We start from the raw sequence: 22,508 nt of genomic DNA on the forward strand, positions 1-22,508 counted from the left end.
TCGTTCCGAGAAGGAGTCATATCGATGAGCTCGACCGACAACGGCCACCGGCCGGACCTGCTGACCGCCCGGGCCGAGGCTGCGGCGCTGTTCGCCGCCGCCGCCCGCAACGAGAAGGCCGGGCCGACAGCCCAGCTGCACTGCTTCACCGCGGCCACCACTCTGGCACCCCCCGGCCCGGTGCCCGCGACGCCCGACGGCACCGACCCCGACCGGCTGATCGAGCAGGCGCTGCGCATCCTCGGCAACCTGCCCGCGCAGGACTTCGCGCACCCCGACGTCCTCGCCGCCGCCCAGCACGGTCACCGCGCGCTCCGGGCACCGCGCTGATGGCCACCTCACTCGGGCAGCTCCTCGACGCCCTCGTCGACAGCGCCCATTCGGTCGACGACGGCCCGGCCGCCCGTGCCGACGCCGCCACCGCGCTCGGCCACGTCGGCCGAGCGCTGGCGCACCTGCGTCGCGACGGCGTGTCCCCGATCGCCGGTGACCAGCGCGAACAACGCGTGGCCGCCCTGGCTACCGCCTGCACCGAGCTGGCCGCTCGCGCTCCGGCGACCGAGTCGACGCTGACCCGGATATCGGCCGCCGCAGCCGACACCGTCGGGGTCCTCCACTCCCAGACCACGGTCGCCAGCCGGTGGGCCGCCGCCACTGCCGTCGCCGAGACCGTGACGCCACTGGCCGAGGTGATCGCCCGTGGCCTGCCCGCCGGCCCAGCGGCAGAGTGGCTGGCCGAGGTCAGGCACCAGGCGGTCTTGGTGCAACAGACCGCCGCGCTCCAACCGCCGACACGCACCGACGCTGCCATCCTCGACCGCCCCGTCCCGGGCCCCGCAGCCGATCGGTCCGTCGATCCCGCGACCGTGGTGCCCGACGCCGTCGGCGTCCTGCTGCGCGCCACCGCCCGGGGCAGTGATCCACCCTCGGTCGCCGAGGTCTCGGCCTACACGATCGCCGCCCAGACACTCAGCTCCGCTGCCGAACGCTTAGGCGCGGCCGGCGCGACAGCTGCTGGACAGAGCAGGGCGTCGGACGCCTGGCGTGCGGTACGTGTTGCGCTACGTCCGTACGAGGACGGCAGCCGGCGTCCCCACGCGCACGCGCCGTCCGGCGTGACTGCGGCCGGACGGCTCCATGCCATCCTGAGCGAGGCTGGAGTCGACCCGGCCACCTGGACGGCGTCGCTGCGCGCGTCGGTCGTGGCCGGTGCTCAGCACCTGCCTACCTTCGCGAACCAGTTGCTGTACCGCACCGTCCGGCACTGGGCCGATGCCGGGACTCTGATCGGCTACGCCCGGGACATGCCGCCGCGCGATGAGCGCGTGGCGGCGTACCTGCGCGGTTATCAGCTCGGTGGGCTCGTCCGCGCCGACGCGGTCGACCTGCAGCCCGTCGCCGGTGCCCTGCACAACGCCCGGCTGCTCTCCCTCGCCGTCGCCGATCACGCCGCCGGCCCAGGTGTACGCGCGACGGCCGGCTTCCCGCAGCGGGCCTGGTCAGCGAATCGGGCGCTGCTCGACGACCCGCAGACGCCGGTGGCGCTGAGCGAGGCCCGCCAGCAGGCCCACCAACAACTGCAGGCGACCCGTGCCCGCCCCGGTCCGAGCCGGGCGCGCTGACGCGATGCGCAGACACGCGTTCAACCCGACCGACGTGGGCTGGCGGCTGGGCCGGTCCCGGGCTCCGCACGGGGTGGAGCTGTGGTGCCGGTACGACCGCACCACCGGCGTCTACGGCGAGCAGGGGTCCGGCAAGACCCTCGACCTGCTCGCCCCCGCCCTGCTGGCCCACCGCGGCGCGGGGCTGGCCACGCTGACCAAGCTCGACGATCTGCTGCTGACCGCCGGACGACGCGAGCAGCCACCGCATCCGGGGGATCCACCGCGCCCCATCGCGGTGCTCGACCCGTTCGGCGCCGCGCCCGGGCTGCCCGAGTTGGTGTGGGACCCGATCGCCGGCTGTGTGGACCCGCAGACCGCCGAGCGACGAGCCAAGGCCTTCGCCGCCGGCACCGTCACCGGAGCCGTCACCGGCGGTCGGCAGGACAACGCCGCCCGGTTCTACGCCGCGGAGACGGCCAAGGTGCTGCAGGGCTTCCTGCACGCCGCAGCGCTCACCGGCCGCACCCTCGAGCACGTTCTAGAGTGGGTCGCCAACCCGGTCGCCGCCGAGCAACCCGCCGAGATCCTGCAGCAGCACCCGCACGCCGCCCGGTTCTGGGACGGGCTGCTCGCCGGGGCACTGCACGGCAGCCCGGACACCGTCGGGAACACCGTCACCACGGTCCAGCAGGCGATGGCGTTGTTCTTCCAGCCCGAGATCCGTGCTCGTTGCGTGCCTTCGCCCGGACGGTCGGCGACCGATCTCGCCGACCTGATCGCCCGGCAGGGCACCGTGTACCTGCTCGGCCGGGAAGACCCCTACGCTTCGGCGGCGCCGCTGATGACCGCGGTCGCCGAACACGTCCTCGACACCGCTCTGCGGGCTGCGGCCACCTCGCCGCACGGGCGGCTGACCCCGTGCTTCCTGGCCTGCCTCGACGAGCTGCCCTCCACCACGCCGCTGCCCACGCTGCGGGTGCGGATGGCCAACGAACGCGCGCTCGGCCTCTCCTTCATCTACGCCGCCCAGACGTGGAAGCAGATGGTCGTCTCCTACGGCGAGGACGAGGCCCGCTCGCTGTTCGGGCTCACCAACAACCTCGTCGTCTTCGGCGGCGGCAAGGACATCCACTTCTACCGGGAGCTGTCCGACCTGCTCGACGACGTACGAATCAGCCGCCAGACCATCACCGACGGGCCCGGCGGCGTCGGCACCTCGCGCTCCGGTGAGGACGTGCGGGTCCTGCGGCCCGGCGACATCCGCCGCATACAGCAGCGCCACGCCTTGGTGGTCGCCGGCAACGCGCCACCGATCATCGCGCGGTTGCAGCGTTGCTTCGACGGCAAGGACGGCGAGCGACTGAGGCGGGAGCTGGACGCTGCACGAGCGGACGTCAACCGCGCCCGTACCGATTCCTTGGATGTTCGTGAGCGCACCGCTGCTGCCCTCGCCTATGCCCGGGACCACCGGCTCGGCCCGAGGCAGGACGAGCACACCGAGCGGCCGTTCGGATCGCTGCCCGGGCCGTGGTCGTCGTGATCGTGCTGCCGTTCCCACCGCCACCGCTCGCGGTCCTGCACGCTCTCGAGCTGCTGGAGGACGCTCGGCGACGTGACCGCGGGGGAGCGGCCCGCACAGGTGCCGTGGCGGACCTGGAACGCCCCTGGGAGCCGGCCAGCTGCAGCGCCGAGCTCGGCGCTGCGGTCTGGAGCTGGTGCGACGACGTCGTCACGTGGATCAACCACGAGTACGCGTGGCGCCCCGCGCAGATGGTTCCGGCCTGCTGGGCGCGTCATCCCCACATCGCCCGCGAGCTGCCCGTCCTGGCGGTTCTGCGTTGGACGGCGGAGAACGCTGCTGGGCCCGAGCCGGTGGAGGAGTGGAACCGCTACGCCTTCCCGATGTTCAGCGACCGCATGACCGGACGCCTCGGAGAGAGCACCTGTCGCACCGGCAGACACCAGGACTGGCCCGCCGAGAGCCGCTACATCGCGTCCCTCGACGCTCCGTCGTGGTGACCAGGGCGAAGGGCTGCAGCGGGGCACGGGGACGTAGTAGCTGCCGGAAAAGACGTAGCCCCGGCGACATGGCCAGAGGCCAGCGGTCCACCGGGGCTTTCGCGATGAGAGTACGCGAAGATTGGGCGTCATGACAACGCCGACGCCCCCGACCTTCCCACCGGCCGGGTCCTGGGTGGAAGCTTGGCTGAGTGCGCCGCGGTTCGCGGTCTATCTGACCGCCACCGGCGGGGATCGGGCTCGGGCGCTGGCCCTGTACGAGTGGAACGCCCAGCTCAGTGCTGCACTTCTGCACGACCTGGCGCACCTGGAGGTCGGGCTGCGCAACGCCTACGACGTGGCGCTGTCGACTCGCTGGCCCGGGCCACCGCACTGGACTCTCCCCGGGGGCACCGTTTTCGCGCCGCTGTACCGGCGAAGAGGCCGACGCCGCGTCGACGTCAACGACAGGCCCCGGGAGAGCCTGCGCCACGCGGTCGCCAACGCCGGCGGACCGACCGCCCCGCCGGGCAAGATCGTCGCGGAGCTGATGTTCGGCTTCTGGCGCTACCTCAGCTCCGCCGCGCACGAGAAGACGCTGTGGGTGCCCGCCCTGCATCGCGCCTTTCCACCGGGTACCGACCGCGCCGCCCACGTGGACGGACCCGTCGGTCGGCTGCACGACCTGCGCAACCGGGTGGCCCACCACGAACCCCTGCTGAACACCGACATCGCCGCGCGCCTGACCGACCTGCTCGGCCTGGCCAAGCGCTTGGATCCGCAGCTCGGACAGCACGTGCAAGCCACCAGCACGGTTGCCAGCCTGCTGGCCGCTCGGCCGTAATGCTCGACTCTCGCGCAGACGCTACCGCGGCCATGTACACCGAGACGACTGTCGGGCTGGTCCAAGATCGTCTGGTGTTGCCGGGCGTACCGGATGTCGCCCCGCTGTGAGAACGCATCACCGGGCGAGTCTTGCGGGACGCCCCGGTACGGGCGCCGACGCTGGCCCGCTGTTCCCGCTGGGGGTTCCCTGTGCGGTTGACGGCGGACCTGTCCCTAAGGGCGGCTTTAGTGACACTCTGAGCAACCGTTGGGTCGCCTGGGATCAGTAGCGGCGAATCCGAACCCGCGCTTACACGGATCACCTTGAGTTGCTCCATGTTCTAAGTGCGACGCTGGCCCCGCCCTGCAGAGCGTCGGGCGCGGTGGCAGCGTGGGGCGGGTGACGACGACATTGATCACTGGGGCGAACAAGGGCATCGGCTACGAGACCGCGCGACGGCTCGTGGGTGCCGGCCACGACGTCTGGGTCGGTGCCCGGGACGCGGAGCGTGGCCGAGCGGCAGCCGATCGGATCGGCGCCCGGGCCGTTCAGCTCGACGTCACCGACGACACGTCGGTGAGCGCGGCGCTCGAGGCGATCGCCGACCAGGCGGGACGACTCGACGTCCTGGTCAACAACGCCGGCATCCCCGACAACACGGTGGGAGTCGAGGGCATCTCCGGTGCGACGGCGCTCGCCGTCCTGAACACGAACGTCGCCGGCGTCGTCCGCGTTACCCAGGCCGCCCTGCCGCTCCTCCGATCGTCCGACCGCGGTTCGATCGTCAACGTCTCCAGCGGCCTAGGGTCCTTCGGGGCGAACACCGACCCCGCCCGGCCTGAGTCGCAGACGCCGCTGATCGTTTATGCCGCCAGCAAGGCAGCCGTCGCCATGCTGACGCTCAAGTACGCCCAGGCGCTTCCTGGGCTGCGGGTTAACGCCGCCTGCCCGGGCCTGACCGCCACTGACTTCGCCGCAGGCTTCCCGGGCGCTCAGCCGGTGGAGGATGCCGTCGGGGTGATCGTCGACCTGGCATGTGCTGGACTCGACGGCCGCACCGGGACCGTGCTCGAGGCCGAAGGCCCCCTTGCTTGGTAGGCGCCACCACCGCCGACCTGCAGCGCCCGTCAGGCAGCAGGCTTGGAGTTGACACGCTTCGGTGGGCACCCTGAGCTTGGGCATCTCGCCCGAGGAAGGGGTCCTGATGGGCCTACCAAGCAAGTTCTCACCGGGTTCCGGGAGCAGGCCGTGGAGCTCGTTCGAGCGACCGGGAAGAGGGTCGCCGAGGTAGCTCGTGACCTGCAGATCAACGACACGACGCTGGGCAACTGGGTCAAGGCCGACCGAGCCGAGCGGGGTGAGCCCGACTCCAGCGGGCTGCTGCCGCTGACCGCGGAGGAACGGGCCGAGCGGCCTCGCCTCACCTGGCCCGTAGGCCGCCCTCAGGGACAGGTCCGGGGCCTCGGGCCCCCGTCACCGTAGAGAGATCCCGTCGTGTCGGTCGAACGACGGATCTGTACCGAGTGCGACAGGCAGAGATGACGTCGTCCGGGCTCCGACTTCCCGGCAGCTGACGGCGCCGCTTGGTCGCCCTGTGGAAGCTCCCTACCTTCCTCGCTAGCACCGCGGGCGGGACCCAAGCCGAACTGCAGGCTGAGAATGAGGTGCCGCGGATGCGGCGAGCTCAGCTGTCCGCGTGCTGGCCGTGAGAGTCTGCCGCCCGGTCACTGGTGGAGATGACTCAGTTGCGCAGCCGGGGATTCGGACGTTGGCGTCTTCGTCCTGTGCCGGAAGCGCTGCTCTCGCCCGTCGGTCAACCTCGCTGCGTGCCTGCGCGGCGTCGAAAAGCTCGGACAGCGCGATGTCAGGCGCGATGCCGGTGCGGGCCACCAGTTCGGTGAGGTGCGCTGGCCAAGTGATGGCCGGGAGCGCGGCGATGACCTCGGCGGCGCGACGCGTGGCGTGGACCTGGCCCTCGACGGTGTCCAGGCGGTCGGCGTAGACGGCAACGCGGGCGTCGATGAGCGTGCTGGCCAGGCTGGGGGAGGAAGCGAGGGCCTGGCGCAGCGCGGTGGCGCCGGCCGTCTGCAGCATCTCGGCGGGGTCCTTGCCGGTCGCGACGGCGAGGTGACGTGGGTCGTCACCGCGGGCGGTGAGCTGCCAGAAGATGCGTTGCGCTGCCATTTGGCCGGCAGGGTCGGCGTCGGTGGCGACGATGACCCCCGGTCGTGCTTCGCCAATGAAGCGGAGCAGTCGGTCGGCCTGTTCATCGGTGAACGCGGTACCCAAGGGTGCGATGCCGACGTACCTGCCGTCGCCAGCCAAGGTGACTGCCAGCGCGTCGAGGGGGCCCTCGACGATAACCGGGGCGGCGCCGGCCGCCAGGGCTGTGGCGCCCTCGGTCAGGCCGTACAGCTCGCGCCCCTTGATGAACAGGTCGGTCTCGGCGGTGTTCAGGTACTTGGGTACGACTCGACCGGCTTCGTCGCCGTCGTGCGCGGGGTTGCGGCGGCCGATCCAGCCGTGGATCTCCGCGCCGTCGCGGATGGCGAAGACCAGCCGGTCGCGGAAGCGGTCGATGACCCGCCCGGTGGAGGCGTAGCTACCGAGGCCGGCGGCGACGATCTCGGGGTCCGTGGCGCCGAGGCGGCGCAGATGGTCGGTCAGCTCAGTCCAGCCGGCGGGTGCGTAGCCGAGGGCGACCCTCTCGTCCGCGGCAAGGTCGGTGCCGAGCCTTCCGATGAGGTAGGACGGCGCCCACGAGTCGCGGAAGCAGGCGGCGAAGAAGTCAGCGGCCTCCTCGTTGAGCTTGAGGAGGCGCTGTCCGTCAACGCGGGGTGCGTCGCCCAACTCGGCATGGCCGATCGCGCGACCGGTGTCTGCGGCACCAGCGGGTTCGTCCTCGGGCGGCCCAGGGGCGTCCGGCTCGTCAGGTTCCGCGAGACCGGCCAGCCAGTCCTCATCGAGGACGCCGTCCGGCGTCGGGAGCTCGTCGAGGTCGTCGGGCGGCGGGCATGCGTTGGTGAGCCCGCCGGACGTCGGATCGGTGAGCAGGCCGATCCGCCACACCAGAGCGGTGGTCAACTCCTCGGGACGCAGCGGCTCGTCGTCGGGGTGGCCGGCGCGCAGTAGGTCGTATGCGGTGTTAAGGAGCTGCTCTGGGGACCAGCCGGTGAGGCGGGCCGAGCTGACGGCGGCGACCAGCGCGGGCCACCCCGGATCGCCGAGCACCCGGTCGGCAGACGGGCCGCCGACGACGGCGGCAAGGGCCGGCGCCCAGTCCGGGCGCAGCGTCTGCGCCGAGACGGCATCGCCTGCCAGTGCGGCGGGGGAGAGGTGCCCGGACAGCCGCGCCCAGAGCGCGGCGGCCGGCTGCTCGTCGGGCAGCGGACGGTCGCCGGCGGCTTGGACCAGCGAGGTGACGTCGATACCGGCGCGCTCGGCCGTGCTGAGACGCTGGGCGAGGGTCGGCCAGTAGGGGTCGGCGGTGAGGCGCGGGTCGATGCCGTGGGCCAGCGCCGACCACTCTGCGGCGGCCGTGCCCGGTGCGCCGAGCAGCCGCTCGACGCGGCCGTTGAGGGTGCGCTGGACGCGGGCGTCGGCGGCCGCGGGCAGCGGGGGGCCGGTGGGGCGCCGGTCGGCGCCGTCGACGCCGTGGGCCGCGCGCCAGACGGCGAGGTCGGCGACGAGGCTAGGGTCGCGGTCGAGCAGCGGCAGCGCCCAGGCGGGGGCGCTGGCCGGGGTCCAGGCGCGGGCCCCGTTGCTGACGGCGGTGGCGAGCGCGGCGACCTCGTCGGCGCGGTGAGTGAGGTAGGCGCGCCACTGGGGGTCGCTCCGCAGCGTCTCGGGGATGGCGGGCAGCCACGGCAGTGGACCGGTTCCGGCTGAGTGGGAACCGGTGCGGTCGATCCGCCAGTCGAGGACCGCCGCGGCGTCGCGGGCGTCGTGCAGACCGCGCGGCGAGGCCAGCGCCCGCCCGAGGAGATCGACCGGGTCCCGGCCGGCGACGGCGCACAGCGCCAGGTGCGCGCGCAACACCGGGTAGGCGTCCTGCGCGGTCAGTCCGGGCACCGCGGCCTCGGCGGCGCTGTCGATCGCCACGAGCGCGTGGGACCCGAGCCGGTCCTCCGCGGCGGTGCTCAGCGCGTGGGAGTACCGGTCGGCGCTGGAGGAGAGCCGGGCGGCTGGGTCGGCCAGCGCCCGGCTCTGGCTGGCGGCCGAGGTCTGGCTGCCGTCGCGTCCCAGGACCCGGGTGAGCAGGTCGACGGCGGTGGGTGGCAGCAGCGCGTCACGGGTGATCGCGCTGTGCGGGTCGCCGTCCCCGGCGGTGAGGAGGAAGACGTGGTTGGCGTGACGGCCGCGGGTGAGCGCCACGTACAGCATCTGGCGGGTCTCCATGCCGGTGGCGACGGCATAGCAGGTGTCAGCCGTGACGCCTTGGGCGCCGTGCACGGTGGTGGCGTAGCCGAGGGTGACGTGCTCGGTGACGTAGCCGGCGGGCAGGGTGACGTGCCGGCCGGTGCGCTGGTGGACGACGTCGAGGGCGCCGCGGTCGTGGACGGCGGTGACGGTCCATCGGTCGCCGTTCTTCACCCAGTCGGTGGCGCCGAGCGCCAAGGTGCGCTCGTTGCGGCGGGTGATCACCGCGTCCCCGGTGGAGGCGGACATCGAGTCGGCCAGCGTGACCTCGCGGCCGATCGGTCCGGTCTGCCGGACCAGGCGATCGGTGCGGGCGCGGGCGTTCAGCTCGGTGACCAGCTCGCGGGTGGGGGCCAGCATGATGGCGTCGCGGCCCGCGGCGCGGTCGGTGGCCCAGACGGTGTAAGCGTCCTCGGTGACCGTGGCGAGGTCGCCGACGTGCACCCGGCCGTGGTCGACATAGTAGGCCAGCGCGGCCGGGTCGCCGTCGCGCAGCGCCAGCGACGCCGCGCCCTCGGCGTGGTTGGCACTGCCGGTCTCCGGGTCGGTGAAGCGGACGACCTGGGAGAGGCTGACCGCGCCGTGGGTGGCGGCGAGGTCGCGCAGCACTCCGCCGGCGCCGACCGCGGCCAGCTGCTGGTCGTCACCGATCAGCCGGACCGACCCGCCGACCGCGGTGACGTGCTCGATCACGCGGGCGAGATCTGCGGTGCCGGCCATGCCGGCCTCGTCGACCACGACGAGGGTGTCCGGGCCGATCGAAGGCAACCACGCCGGGACGTCGAGGCCGGTGGTCAGCGCGTGGATCAGCTTGGCCAGCGTGTCGGTGCTGGCGCCGATCTGCTCGCGCAGCACCGTGGCCGCCGCCGCGGAGGGAGCCAGTCCGACGACGGTGCCGCCGCCGGCGCGCCAGGCGGCCGACAGCGTCCGCAGCGCGGTCGTCTTGCCGGTGCCGGCCGGCGCGAGTGCCAGCTGCACCGGCGCGCCCGACGTGGCCAGCTCACGGACCAGCTGCACCTGGCCCGGGTTCAGCGTCACCCCGTTGGCGACCGACTCCACGAGCGCGACCTCGACGGCCGCAGCAGGGGTGACATGCCCGTCGCGTCTGCCGGCCGCGGCAAGGATGAGCTGCTCGGCGGCGAGGATCTCGCTCGAGGAGTAGAGCGCCGAGCCGGCCACCACGTACACCGACGTGCCGTCGGAGCGGCGCAGCGCGGCGGGTTCGTCGGCGACGGGTCGGCCTGGTGTCACCCCGCCGTCCAGCCGGATCGACAGCGGGGGTGACAGCGCGGCCGTGACGACCGCGTCGACCGCCCGGTCCACGTCGGTCAGTCCGATTCCGGCGGCCCGGGCCTCGCGTTCGGCCTCGGCGCGGACGTGGTTCTCCTGCCAGGTCGCCCGCGCGCTGCTGACCACTGCGAGCACCTGGTGGGCGGTCTCGGTCACCCACGCGCGCGTCGGGCCGCGTGAGCGGCCGCGTGTACCGCGCAAGACGCCGTCCAGATACGCGCGCAATCCCGCTTCGCCACTCAACGTGGCCAACGCCTGCGCCCGCCAGGAGGCGCGCTGCTCGGCGTGGGACCGCGGCTCGTGCTTGGCCTGGCGGGTCTCCAGGTTGGCCCGCTGAGCCAGGGACATCGCCTCGACCGTGGTCGGTGGGCGGCCGTGGTCGGCCTGGAACCGCACCGCCAGTGCCGCGCGGCGGACCTCGATCGCCCGCCGCCTCGAGGACCAGAGCTGGGGGAGTGGCCCCTCGATACCGACGATCTCCCGAACCGGACGTTTGCCCGGCTCGGTGCCGGGCCGGTCGGCGAAGCGGACGCCGAGCCGCTCGACCACCAGCGCCTCCAGCCGGGTGTTGTACCGCTCGGAGGCGGCGACCTTGTTCTTGTAGATCGGTCGCCCGTCCAGCGCCAGCCACCGGCCGTCGAGGGTCTGCACCTTGTTGCTGATCGCCACGTGGGTGTGCAGGTCCGGGTCACCGGCACGGGAGTCGCGGTGGGTGAACGCCGCCGCGATCAGTCCTCGGACCTCCACCTGCGCCACTCCGTTGCGGCCGACACGGGTGTACGTCGCGTGGTCCTCCAGCCACGTCAGCGTGTCGGCGACGGCGTCGGCGTGCGCCTGCTCGATGACCGCGGCGACGTCTGGCGGGGCGATCGCCCAGAGCGTGGAGACACTCTTGACTGGGCTGAACGTCAGGTCGTAGCCGGCCACCGCCGTCGTGGCCTGCCGGGAGATCCGAGCCAGGTGGCCGGACAGCTCCCGAGCGTCGGCCGGGTGACGGCCGTAGCTCTCGACGAACATCGCGCTCGCCACGGTCGTGCGGATCCGCGCGCGGTCTTCCTCCGGAACCGGGGTGACGGCGTCCAGTCCGCAGGCGATGTTGTGGTCACGGAAGCCCTCGGCGCAGCGACGACGGAACTCGTTGGACTGATCGAACACGCGATACGGCGCACCCAGCCGGCTGGCCTGATCAACGTGCTGCGCGTCTTTGCCCGCGAGCCGGGCCGCTTGTTCGATCTCCTCGGCGTTGGGGTGACGTCCGTTTCCGAACAGCGCCACCATCTGCGTCTCGGTGACCCGCTCACCGAGCGGGAAGTCCGGCACACCGGCAAGGCCGCGGCCCATCCAGACGCCGGGAGCTTCGCCCTTCTCGCTGTAGTAGTCGCCGAGGCTCCCAGATCCGCGTGTCGTGGCGTCGTGCGCGGCCACCTGGCAGGTCAGATACGTGTACCCATCGCCCGCGGTGAGCTTGTGCAGCGTCATCACGACCTGACGCTAGGAAGCCCTGTCCCACCAAGATCATCCTGGATGCACTAGGTGTGTCGGTCAATGCTGCTGGTGGTGGTGCGTGACGGCGTGGTGTCTGCCAGAGCGGGTCGAGTCAGGGGTCCATGGGGTGCGGACAGACGCTGTTGCGCTTTCAGTTCTTCGCGATCGCTGGCCGGCTAGGGGCCCTAGCTCGCCGCTACTGGTGGCGGGAATCGAAGCCGGGACCCCGCCGGAATGACGGGACGCGGATCTTGCGCTCTGTTGGGTCCACCCCGGCCGAATCGACGCACCGGGACTTCACCGTGCCCCCACCGGTAGGTGTCTCCGGACCTCGCGTGCCCGGCACCCGCGTCCACACCGGTATCGGAGGCGTCACCGGCAGGAACTTCTCCGATAGCGTTTGCAGACGGGGAGCGAGGCACCAGCGCAGTCGTTACGGTGCGGCGATGACTCGACTCCCCGACGGTCACCGCGACCAGATCCACTGCCCAGGCTGCAAGGAGGCCTTGGTGGGACGGCCGGTGCTGCCGTTGGGCACCGGCCACGACATGGTCGTCCTGCGACACCTCGACGAGAACGGGGAGCCGCTGAAGGACCAGCCCGGGCGGCGGGTGATCACCCAGATGAGCCTCGCGACGTACCGCAGCGAGGGCGGGAGCTAGCCGGTCAGCTATTCAAGGGTGGCGAACACGCGGGGTGCTCGACGAAGACGTCGATGACCGTGGGCGCACCTGGTGGCGCTGGGTGGGCACGGTTCGGCCACACGCGTTTCCCGCTTGACGCGCCTGTAGCAGACCGGCTAAATTTTTAGCCGTGGATGAACATCCGTACGCCGACGGCTGCAGCGCGCTAAATCGGGTGCTGACCCGAATACCGCGACTGCCCGACATCGTCGAGAGGTCGGTCTACACCGCGCGCGCCCGGACGCAGGGTCTCGCTCCCGCCGCCGCCGAGGACGCCATGCCCGACTTCGTGCGGCCCGAGATCCGCACGGCGCTCATCGAGGAGGGCGTGCTCGAGCCCTGGGGTGGGAGGAAGGGCGACCGAAACAGCCTGGCTTTCCTGATCGACCCCGAACTGAACGTGAGCCTAAGAGTGCTGAAGAAGCCGACGGACGCACGTGTCCCGCAGCCGCGCAGCCGCCGCCGCTCGCTGGAGTGCTGGCAAAACGAGGCGCTGTTCGGCGAGGACGTGGCGCCCTCGCGGCTGGTCCTGAACTGGACGTGGCACCTGACCGCCGATGGTGTCGTCTTGCAGCACCTGCTCCTGCCCAAGAGCCACGGGGGACTCACCGCGGCCGCGGGGCACGCCTGGCGCGTCCGTGTCCCGGACGCCCTTGCCGGCCTCGCAGCCGGCGGCTCGGCGGACCACTACGACGACGACCGCGACGACCTGGACGATCTGTTCCAGCCTCGCGACGAGATCGCCGACGACGGTGACGACGACGGGCCGGCACTGGCATGATCCACGGCTCCCGCGTCAAGCAGGCGAGGGAGCTGCGCGGCATCAAGAGCGGATCCCTGGCGGACAGCCTGGGCATCTCCCCGGGCCGGCTGACCCAGATCGAGCGCGACGGCGTCATCGCCGGCGCAATCACCCCTGAGCTGCTCAGCGCCCACCTGCTTATGCCGCCCGCTTTCTTCAGCACTCCCATTCCCGAGGAGCTCAGCGACGGTTCCATGCGGTTCCGCGCCCGCAAGACCACCAAGGCCGACCTGGCCCTGGTCCGACGGCGCGCGGAAGTGGCGCACGAGCTCGCCCACCATCTGGTCCGCTTCGTCAACCCCCCGGCCAGTCGAGTACCGGCACTGCCCGCTGGCGACATCGAGGAGGCGGCGCAGCAGACCCGGGCAGCGCTGTCGATAGCCCCCGACGCGGTCATCCCGAACGTGGTGCATGCCCTCGAGCGCGCCGGCGTTTTTGTGTATGCGGTCGAGCCGATCGAGAGCGGCAAGATCGACGCCTTCACCACCTGGACAGGGCCGGCCCTGGAGAGGCCGATCATGGCCATCGCAGCGACCGGCAGCTGGGACCGCCTCCGGCTCACCGCAGCGCACGAGCTCGGCCACCTGGTCATGCATCGTGCCAGCGCTCACCTGCCTGAGCTGGCCAACGACGTCGAGGGCGAGGCCGATCGGTTTGCCGGTGCGTTCCTGATGCCTCGGGACGCGGCCCTGGAGGAGATCCCTCGCGGGTTCACGCTCAACCAGCTGTTCCCGCTGAAGGAGCGCTGGGGCATGTCCCTCGGCGCCCTCGTGTGGCGCGCCTTTGAGGTCGGCGTCATCGACCTTGAGAGACGCCGTGGCCTGCACCAGCAGATCGGCGTGCGGGGCTGGCGAACCCGCGAGCCCGGGTGGGATGCGCGTCCGCCTGAGCGGCCCCGCGCTCTTCGCAAGATGTTCGAGCTCGCCTACGGGCCCCAGTTCGACATCGCCCGGGTCGCCGGCATGATGCACCGCTACGCAACCGACCTGCAGCGGGATCTTGCCCGGTACGCCGGGGCGCCGAGCCGTACCCGTCCATCGCGCGCGACCACAACGATGCCAGCGACTGACGAGCCCCGGGAGATGCCGAACAACGTCGTCCAGCTACGCCGGCGGTAGAGCAGCATGGTGGTCAGGCATGCCAAGTGGATGTCGAACAAGGGGGCGAGATGACCAAGAGCAGCGACGCACAGGCGCCATCTGTGCCCGCCCACTCGACCATGAGCGGGACAGGACACCTCGCAGTCGGTGGCCTTCAGTTGGCCGCACGAGGCGGCGGCTTCACCTCTGCGCCCGTCCCGGTCACTGTCGACTCGCTGTTCGCGTCAGGGGTCAAGCAGGCTCAACGCGGTCTTCGAGCTCGTCACGACGGCGATCACGATGATGCGGCGTTTCACCTGGGCACGATGGTCGAGCACCTACTGAAGGCGGTGCTCGTCAATCTGAACCCCGTACTGATTCATGACAAGAACCCCGACTTCAACTCCATGCTGAAGCTTGCCGGCCAAGGGCACCGCGCGAAGTCCGACCACAGTCTGCGCACCGTCGGGTTCGAGGAGGCCATGGCCCGCGTGGCCCAGATCTTGCATCCCATCGGAGGCGCCGGGCAGACCTGGCTCAAGGTCTACAAACCCATCGCCGCCGCGCGGAACGATGCCGCTCACCTCGGCGGTAGCCCCGACGACCCCGAGAACATCGCCGAGCTCGCCGTCGCCTGCGCTCGCGACCTGGTTGCGGAGATTGGCCGGGACCTCGACGACCTCTTCGCCAGCTACGGCGACACCGCTCGCAGCCTCATCGAGGCCAACACCACCAAGCTTGAGCGAGAACTGCAGTCGAGGGTCGACACCGCCCGCACCGCGTTCCTGGCGCGTTACGGCACGGTCCCCACCCCAGAGTCCGAGGCGTTGCTGAGCCTCGCCGACATCCAGGCGGCCGTGCTCGGCGACGACAAGCGTTCGCCGGTTCTCTGCCCAGCATGCGGTCGCACCGCTGTCCTCAGCGGCTTTCCTTACCTCGACTACCCGGCCGCCGTCGACGTCGGACCCCACACCTCGGAGACCGATCTCCATCTCCTGCTCTCCGCGGAGCGGCTGGACTGTCCTGCCTGCCACCTTCACTTCGACAGCGCCTACGAGATGTTCACGGCCGGGGTCTCTCCCGTCGCGGACCTGCGTCCTTCGACTGCACAAGATCGTGAGACGTACCCGGACCTGGACGATCTGTGGATCGACGTCGATCCCGATGAAGATGAGCCGGATGACGACGACTTCGCATCTGATCCCTGCGACGCATGAGATGCCGAGGCCATGCACCCGCACGGCTGGTTGCAGTTCTGGTTGCAATTGGCGCGGAAGGGTCTTGTTCCGTCCTGGTTCGTCAGCGTCCAGAGCGGCACGTGTGGCTGCTTGACCAGCGCTTTTGCGCGCCGGCGCATGTTGGCGAACGGCGTCAGGTCGGCTTAACAGTGTGGGGATCGGAGGCCGCGGCGGCAGCCTCTCTCGATCAAGTGAGGGTCGTAGACCGTCGTCGAGCGCACCGTTCAGTGCGGTGAACGCGTCAAGTAGCTCGTCACCACGAACCGCAGGCGCTCAGGTACATGAGGCGGGCTGGGCTGGACGAGGGGGTCGTCGACCGTGGGTCATCAACGTCGATGGACGTGAGCCAGTCAATCTTGGATCTTGTGAGGGCCGACCCGTCTGGGCGGGGCAACCCTGTCCCGACGGTCTGTCAGGCAGGATGCGAGGCGTGACGGGGACTATCCACGCTGTCCTGGACCGGCTGCGCAGCGAAGCGCTGGACGAGCGGGACAAGGGCAGCAAGTTCGAGCGACTGATCAGGGCCTACCTGACCTCCGACCCTGAGTGGAAGTCGCGGTTCTCCGACGTCTGGCTGTGGTCGGACTGGCCCGAGCGCGCCGGCCGGCCGGACACCGGCATCGACCTGGTCGCTGCGAACGCAGACGACGGCGGGCTCACCGCCATCCAGTGCAAGTTCTACGCATCGGGTCGCACGGTCGCCAAGGCGGACATCGATTCGTTCATCTCCGCCTCCGCTTCCGCCCAGTTCACCAAGCGGATCGTGTTCGACACGGCAGCGGGCTGGTCGACCAACGCCGAGGAGACGCTGGCCGGGGGAGTGGCCCAGCGCGTCGACATCGGGTACCTCGCAGACGCAGCGATCGACTGGGACCAGTTCTCCTGGACGACTCCGGAGATCGTCGTCCCGACGGGCAAGAAGGCGCTGCGTCCGCACCAGCAGAAGGCGCTGGACGACGTTCGCGCCGGGCTCGCCGAGCACGACCGGGGCCAGCTGGTGATGGCCTGCGGCACCGGGAAGACCTTCACCAGCCTGCGGATCGCGGAGGAGCTGGTCGGCGCCGGCGGCACGGTGCTGTTCCTGGTGCCGAGCATTCAGCTGCTGAGCCAGAGCTTGCGGGAGTGGATGGCCAACGCGGAGGTCGACATCCGTGCATTGGCGGTCTGTTCCGACGTCCGAGTGGGGCGCCGAGCGCCGTCTGACGACGCCGACCAGCTGCCGATCGACCTGACCGAGCCTGCCTCGACCGATCCGCAGACGCTGCTGAGCCGGTTCCAGGCAAGCACGAACGCCGACGGGCGCATGCGGGTGGTGTTCTCCACCTACCAGTCGATCGACGTGGTCACCCGCGCCCAGGAGCTCGGCCTGCCCGGGTTCGATCTGGTCATCTGCGACGAGGCGCACCGGACGACCGGCGTCACCCTCGCCGAGGGAGACGAGTCCGCGTTCGTGCGGGTGCACGACGCCGATGCCCTGAAGGCGGCCAAGCGGCTGTACATGACCGCAACGCCCAAAGTGTTCGGCGAGGAGCTCCGTCGCAAGGCCACGGACGCCGATGCGGTGCTGGCCGACATGGGCGACCAGGACACGTTCGGTCCGGAGCTGCACCGGCTCGGCTTCGGGCAGGCGGTCGAGGCCGACCTGCTGACCGACTACAAGGTGCTGGTGCTGGCCGTCGACGAGAAGTACGTGGCGGAGAACTTCCAGCAGGCCATGGCGAACTCCGGTGAGATCCAGCTCGACCAGGCCGCGAAGCTGATCGGCTGCTGGAACGGCCTGGCGAAGAACTTCGGCCCGTCGGCGACCGATGGCCAACCGTCGGTCGTCGGCAGGGCGCCGATGCGGACGGCGGTGGCCTTCGCGCAGCACATCAAGGCGTCCAGGACGGCGGCCGCGGCGTTCCCGGACCTGGCCGACCGAGCGCAGATCGACGCCCCGGAGGACCGCCCCCGGCTGCGGATTCAGGCGGCGCACGTGGACGGCACGATGGGCGTACACGAACGCAACACCCATCTCGCCTGGCTCAAGGAGCCCGCCCCCGACGGCGTGTGCCGGGTGCTCACCAATGCCCGCTGCCTGTCCGAGGGGGTGGACGTTCCCTCGCTGGATGCCGTCCTGTTCCTTACCCCCCGCGGCTCGCAGGTCGACGTGGTGCAGTCCGTCGGCCGGGTGATGCGCAAGGCGCCGGGCAAGGAGCTGGGCTACATCGTGCTGCCGGTGGTGGTGCCCAGCGGCGTCGCGCCGGAGGAGGCGCTGCGGGACAACGAGCGGTACAAGGTGGTCTGGCAGGTGCTGCAGGCGCTGCGCAGCCACGATGACCGCTTCCACGCGATGGTCAACCAGATCGAGTTGAACAAGCGCAAGCCGGACACCATCGAGATCGTCTCCATCACCGGTCCGACGGACGGCGACGGCGTGGCCGTGCCCGACCCGGATCAGCCGGCGCAGAAGTCCACCGAGCAGTTGCTCATGGAGTTCCCGGCCGACGAATTTCGGGACGCGATGTACGCGCGGATCGTGGCCAAGGTCGGCGAGCGCCGATATTGGGAATCCTGGGCGAAGGACATCGCCGACATCGCCGCCGCGCACGTCACCCGTATCAAGGGCCTGCTCGCGACGCCGGGGCCGGCGGCCTCCGAGTTCGAGCACTTCGTCGCTGGGCTGCGCGGCAACCTGAATGACTCGATCACCGACGACGCCGCGATCGACATGCTGGCCCAGCACCTCATCACCCGGCCCGTGTTCGAGGCGCTGTTCGCCCACTCCAGCTTCCTGGCTGGCAACCCGGTCGCTCGGACGATGGAGAACATGCTCGCGGTGCTCGATGCCCACGCTGTGGGCGCAGAGAACGAAACGCTCGAGGGCTTCTACGACACTGTGCGCAAGCGGGTGGCCGGGGTGGACAACGCGGCCGGCAAGCAGCGGGTGCTGGTCGAGCTCTACGACAAGTTCTTCGCCACCGCGTTCCCGAAGACGGTGGCGAAACTCGGCATCGTCTACACGCCGGTGGGGATCGTCGACTTCATCCTGCGCTCTGCGGACGAGGTGCTGCGCGCGGAGTTCGGCCAAGGGCTGAGCGACGAAGGCGTGCACGTGCTCGACCCGTTCACCGGCACCGGCACCTTCCTGGTGCGGCTGCTGCAAAGCGGCCTGATCGAGCCGCACGACCTCGCCCGCAAGTACGCCAAGGAGCTGCACGCCAACGAGATCCTCCTGCTGGCCTACTACATCGCCGCGGCCAACATCGAGACGACGTACGAGGAGCTGGAGGGGACGCCGCAGCCGTTCCCTGGACTCGTCCTCACTGACAGCTTCCAGTCGTGGGAGGACGACGACCAGCAGGACATCGACGTCATCCCGGAGAATAACGAGCGCCTGAAGCGGCAGAAGCGGCTGCCCATCCAGGTGATCGTCGGAAACCCGCCATACTCGGTGGGCCAGGACTCTGCGAACGACGACAACGCGAATGAGAAGTACCCAACGCTCGACGCAGCGATCCGCGACACCTATGCTGCGCGGTCCACGGCGACCAACAAGAACTCGCTTTATGACTCGTACATTCGCGCCATCAAGTGGGCGACGCTCCGGATTAAGGACCGCGGAATCGTCGCTTTCGTGACCAACGGTGGTTTCCTCGACTCCAATACCGCCGACGGTATGCGCAAGGTACTGGCCGAGGAGTTCTCCGCCATCCACGTCTTCAACCTGCGCGGCAACCAGCGAGCGGCAAACTGGAAGGCCGAAGGAGGCAAGGTGTTTGGCGGCGGGAGTCGAGCGACCGTTGCTATCACTCTGTTGGTCAAGAAGCCGAAGGCAAGCGGGCCGGCCATCGTCAGCTACACAGACGTCGGCGACTACCTGACTCGCGAGGAGAAGCTAGCGAAGGTCTCCGAGGCGCGAAGCATCAGCGGTCTTGCCCCTTCCGCGATCGTCCCAAACGAGCATGGCGACTGGCTGGACCAGCGTGCCGATGACTTCTCGACATTTCTACCGCTGGCGGGTCGGGACGCTGCCGTGATCAAGCTTGGCACGGCCGGTATAAAGACCAATCGCGACCTTTGGGCCTACAACTTCTCGAGAAGCAAGCTAGAGCAGGGCATCGAGCAGCTTGTTAGAGCTTTCAACGAATTCGTTGCATCCGGACGCACCGGCACCAAACTCGGCTGGAGTGGCAACCTCGACAAGCGCGCCACTGCTGGGCAACCGCTAGCCCGCTCCGTCGATCGGTCCCGCGTCAGCCAGTACCGTCCCTTCACCAAACAGTTCCTGTACTACGACTCGGTCCTCAACGAGCGCCGCTACCGCGTTCCTGCAGTATTTCCAGAGGCCGGTCAGGCCAACTGGGGCTTCGCTTTGACTGGCGTAAGTTCGCACGCCGATTTCAGTGCCATCGCTGTATCCACCATCCCCGATCTGCACGTTCTCGACAGTGGGCAGTTTTTTGCCCGGTGGCGATACGACAAGGTCGACGAGTCGGGCATGTTCAACGTCCACGAGGGTGAGGTGATCGACGGCCACCGGCGGATCGACAACATCACCGACGAGGCGCTGGGCGCGTTCACCGCGGCCTACCCCGGGGAGTCGATCAGCAAGGACGACATCTTCGACTACATCTACGGGCTGCTGCACTCGTCGGAGTACCGGGAGACGTACGCCGCGGACCTGAAGAAGATGCTGCCGCGTATTCCGTTCGCCAAGGACTTCCGCGCCTTCGCCGACGCAGGTAAGCAGTTGACCGAGGTGCACCTGGGCTATGAGACCGTGAAGCCGTACCCGCTGGAGGGGCTGGACGTTGCCGGTCCCGGTGGCGAAGCGGACTACGGGTTCTTCGCCGTCCGGGACAAGAAGATGGCCTTCGGTAAGCCGACCGCCGAGCAGAAGGCCGCGGGGCTTCGACACGACCGGTCGGTGATCCACTACAACGAGCGGATCACCCTGCGCGGCGTCCCAGAGGAGGCGTACCGGTACACGTTGGGCAGCCGCTCGGCCATCGAGTGGATCATCGACCGCTACTGGGTGAAGACGGACAAGGCGTCGGGCATCGTCAACGACCCCAACGACTGGTCCCGCGAGGTAGGCGATCCGCGCTACGTCGTCGACCTGCTGGCACGCATCGTCACAGTCTCCTTGGAGACGATCAAGGTGGTGGACTCCCTGCCCCCGCTCGATGTCCGTCACGACGGGTGAAGTACAGGGATGGCCGGGCTGCGATCACGGTGCGCCGGCCACCCCCGGTAAGGGCACAGGCCAGCCACGAGATGACACCTGGCCGTCCGCGCTCGGCGTCGCTCGTGGGCTGGCGCCCCGTGTCCTGCGGCTGCACGACGTCGAGGTCATTCACGGTCGGGGCGTCCCTTGTCCGTGCCTTAAGCACCGGCCAAAGCCGGTCGTCAGCGGTCAACAGGGGTGGACCCGTCTAGGCACGGGAGGCGCGCCAGAGCTGCGCTGAGCTGCTCAGACGCGTCAGTGCGTGGAGCGGGTGATCGGGATCAAACCGGCACGGCCGGCTGGAGATCGCCGTCGCTGATGCCTGCTTCGGACCCGGACAGTCGGTCGTTGTCAAGGCGAAGGTCGGCCCTGCCCGCATCCACGAGGTCATGCTGCGCCGCGGGATGCGCGCCGGCGGGAGACGGTGCGCTTCGTGGTGCCGAGCTGGGCAGCAATGTCTCGGATGGAGCTACCGCGAGTGGTGAGACGGCGGATGACCTCCTGTTGTTCGATCGTGGTGAGGTCCTCGTAGGTGATGTGATCGCCGGCAAGGGCACGTTCCACGGCGATCTCGTCCATGTCGTCTCTAAGGGAGGCGCCGACGATCGCTGGCGGCGGTACAGGATCGGTGTCGATGTCGTCCCAGGCCAGCGGCGGCAGCCACCCTCGTGCCGCAGCGTGGGCTCTGGCGGCGTCGGCGGCCGCACACTGCTCGCTGGTCGTCCGTGGTGGTCGGTCGTTCCACAGTCGCTCGTAGAGCGTCGCGACGTCTTGGGCGGTGTGGGCGGTGACGGACTCGCCGGTCATGCTGCGGCACAGGCTGCTCGGGCGGCGGCCGAGCAGGGCGGCCAGTAGCTCGACCGGCCAGCCGATGGCGATGAGCGCTTGCAAACGACGGCAGGTGCCGGTGGCGTCGACACGGCTGTTCGGCGCACGGTTGGCGTCGTCGATACGGATGCCCAGCACGCGCATGGCGGTGCTCGGGCGGACCCTCTGTGTCCCTGGGGTGTCGCCGCGGCCATGCTGTGCGAGCTCGCGGATGTGGCTGACGGAGAGGCTGGCAAGTTGCGCGATGCGCTCGACGCCGATCCCTGCTGCCCGCAGAGCAGCGATGTGCTCGCGGACGGGGCCGGCGTCGACGTAGGGGTGCCAGCGGCCGTAGATCCGCTCTCTGGTGACGCCGCGGCTGGCGTCCGTGTTGGCGGCGGTGCAGTCGGTGCAGCGGCAGCGGTCCTTGACGTAGGCAGCACGGGTTCCGTGCTGATGGCGGGCCTGCGGATGGGTGCAGTCGCGTGGCACTCGCCCCTGGAGTCGCGCGGCTCGGCGAGCGGCTTGCTCGAGGCCGCGCCGATGCTTGGCGCAGGAGTGCTGCCGATGACGAGCGTCGGCGAGTGCGGCGCTGGCGTAGTCGGCGGTGTAGCCGCAGGACGGGCAGGTGCGGCTGACCCTCATAGCTGCCTCGGCTGCCGGGAGGGCTCCGACCTTCCGGTGGCGCGGAGGTGGCGGCCGAGGACGCCGGCTCGGTGAACCCGGTCCTCGATCCAGTCGGTGCGAACGGTGCCGGCGTCACCGACGTGCTCGTCGAAGGCCATCGCGGTGAACTCGGCGGCGACCGCCGACCATTCGTCGTCGGAGAGCGACCGTTCCAGATGGGCCTCGACGGTGGGCCGGTCGACGTAGGCGATGCTCGCTTCGAGGAGATCACCCAGATCGGTCAGCAGCCGGTAGGCGTCGGCGCCGTAGGCGGTGACGACGGCCTCCACGGCCCAGGGGCGAACGGTCTCCCCAATCGACGCAACGCCGTCGTGGCCGCCGGTGACCTGGGAGCCAAGTGCGCCCGCAACGGAGCGGGGGCCCGTGTCGACCCCGCGCGCT

At 70.2% G+C, this 22,508-nt stretch carries 15 protein-coding genes; 12 read left to right on the forward strand and 3 right to left on the reverse strand.

Annotation, left to right across the window (positions count from 1 at the left end; genetic code table 11):
- Window positions 1-24 precede the first annotated feature (24 nt).
- From WA616_RS17005 to WA616_RS24525, 7 genes are all read left to right on the forward strand, one after another.
- The gene (locus WA616_RS17005) at window positions 25-330 is read left to right on the forward strand and encodes a hypothetical protein (protein WP_336031672.1); all 306 of its coding nucleotides are present in this window, start codon (window positions 25-27) and stop codon (window positions 328-330) included.
- Window positions 330-1,622, forward strand: coding sequence for a hypothetical protein (locus tag WA616_RS17010; protein WP_336031673.1), 1,293 nt, complete (start codon window positions 330-332; stop codon window positions 1,620-1,622). The genes WA616_RS17005 and WA616_RS17010 overlap by 1 nt, the downstream gene beginning before the upstream one ends.
- Before the next feature lie 4 nt (window positions 1,623-1,626).
- On the forward strand, window positions 1,627-3,144 hold the full coding sequence (locus tag WA616_RS17015) for a type IV secretory system conjugative DNA transfer family protein (RefSeq protein WP_336031674.1): 1,518 nt from the start codon (window positions 1,627-1,629) through the stop codon (window positions 3,142-3,144).
- Window positions 3,132-3,623: a hypothetical protein gene (locus WA616_RS17020; RefSeq protein ID WP_336031676.1), complete on the forward strand. Its 492-nt coding sequence runs from the start codon at window positions 3,132-3,134 to the stop codon at window positions 3,621-3,623. Before WA616_RS17015 ends, WA616_RS17020 begins: the two co-directional genes overlap by 13 nt.
- 175 nt (window positions 3,624-3,798) lie before the next feature.
- Window positions 3,799-4,446 carry a hypothetical protein gene (locus WA616_RS17025; RefSeq protein WP_336031677.1) on the forward strand — a complete coding sequence of 216 codons (648 nt, stop codon included), beginning with the start codon at window positions 3,799-3,801 and terminating at the stop codon, window positions 4,444-4,446.
- Between the two features lie 381 nt (window positions 4,447-4,827).
- The gene (locus WA616_RS17030; RefSeq protein WP_336031679.1) at window positions 4,828-5,526 is read left to right on the forward strand and encodes an SDR family NAD(P)-dependent oxidoreductase; all 699 of its coding nucleotides are present in this window, start codon (window positions 4,828-4,830) and stop codon (window positions 5,524-5,526) included.
- Window positions 5,527-5,574: 48 nt separating this feature from the next.
- Entirely contained in the window at window positions 5,575-5,910 is a 336-nt protein-coding gene (locus WA616_RS24525; protein WP_442902009.1) for a transposase, read from the forward strand.
- A 135-nt stretch (window positions 5,911-6,045) separates the two neighbouring features.
- Here the strand turns inward: WA616_RS24525 and mobF are convergent, their stop codons facing one another.
- Window positions 6,046-11,616, reverse strand: coding sequence for a MobF family relaxase (gene mobF, locus WA616_RS17035; protein WP_336031917.1), 5,571 nt, complete (start codon window positions 11,614-11,616; stop codon window positions 6,046-6,048).
- 515 nt (window positions 11,617-12,131) lie between these two features.
- Here mobF and WA616_RS17040 point away from each other — a divergent pair.
- From WA616_RS17040 to WA616_RS17060, 5 genes are all read left to right on the forward strand, one after another.
- Window positions 12,132-12,284, forward strand: a complete 153-nt coding sequence (locus WA616_RS17040; protein ID WP_336031681.1) for a hypothetical protein — start codon at window positions 12,132-12,134, stop codon at window positions 12,282-12,284.
- 151 nt (window positions 12,285-12,435) lie between these two features.
- Window positions 12,436-13,086, forward strand: coding sequence for a hypothetical protein (locus WA616_RS17045; protein WP_336031683.1), 651 nt, complete (start codon window positions 12,436-12,438; stop codon window positions 13,084-13,086).
- A complete protein-coding gene (locus WA616_RS17050; RefSeq protein WP_336031684.1) occupies window positions 13,083-14,225 on the forward strand; it encodes an XRE family transcriptional regulator in 1,143 nt (380 codons plus the stop codon). Before WA616_RS17045 ends, WA616_RS17050 begins: the two co-directional genes overlap by 4 nt.
- Window positions 14,226-14,275: 50 nt before the next feature.
- Window positions 14,276-15,403, forward strand: a complete 1,128-nt coding sequence (locus WA616_RS17055; protein WP_336031686.1) for a hypothetical protein — start codon at window positions 14,276-14,278, stop codon at window positions 15,401-15,403.
- Window positions 15,404-15,854: 451 nt separating this feature from the next.
- Window positions 15,855-20,612 carry a DEAD/DEAH box helicase gene (locus tag WA616_RS17060; protein WP_442902008.1) on the forward strand — a complete coding sequence of 1,586 codons (4,758 nt, stop codon included), beginning with the start codon at window positions 15,855-15,857 and terminating at the stop codon, window positions 20,610-20,612.
- 408 nt (window positions 20,613-21,020) lie between these two features.
- Here the strand turns inward: WA616_RS17060 and WA616_RS17065 are convergent, their stop codons facing one another.
- Both WA616_RS17065 and WA616_RS17070 read right to left on the reverse strand, forming a co-directional pair.
- Complete coding sequence (locus WA616_RS17065; protein WP_336031689.1) at window positions 21,021-22,085, reverse strand: helix-turn-helix domain containing protein; 1,065 nt, start codon at window positions 22,083-22,085, stop codon at window positions 21,021-21,023.
- Complete coding sequence (locus WA616_RS17070) at window positions 22,082-22,396, reverse strand: hypothetical protein (protein ID WP_336031690.1); 315 nt, start codon at window positions 22,394-22,396, stop codon at window positions 22,082-22,084. The genes WA616_RS17065 and WA616_RS17070 overlap by 4 nt, the downstream gene beginning before the upstream one ends.
- Window positions 22,397-22,508: the final 112 nt, after the last annotated feature.

This window comes from Geodermatophilus sp. FMUSA9-8, from assembly GCF_037034165.1.
Lineage (GTDB): Bacteria > Actinomycetota > Actinomycetes > Mycobacteriales > Geodermatophilaceae > Geodermatophilus > Geodermatophilus nigrescens.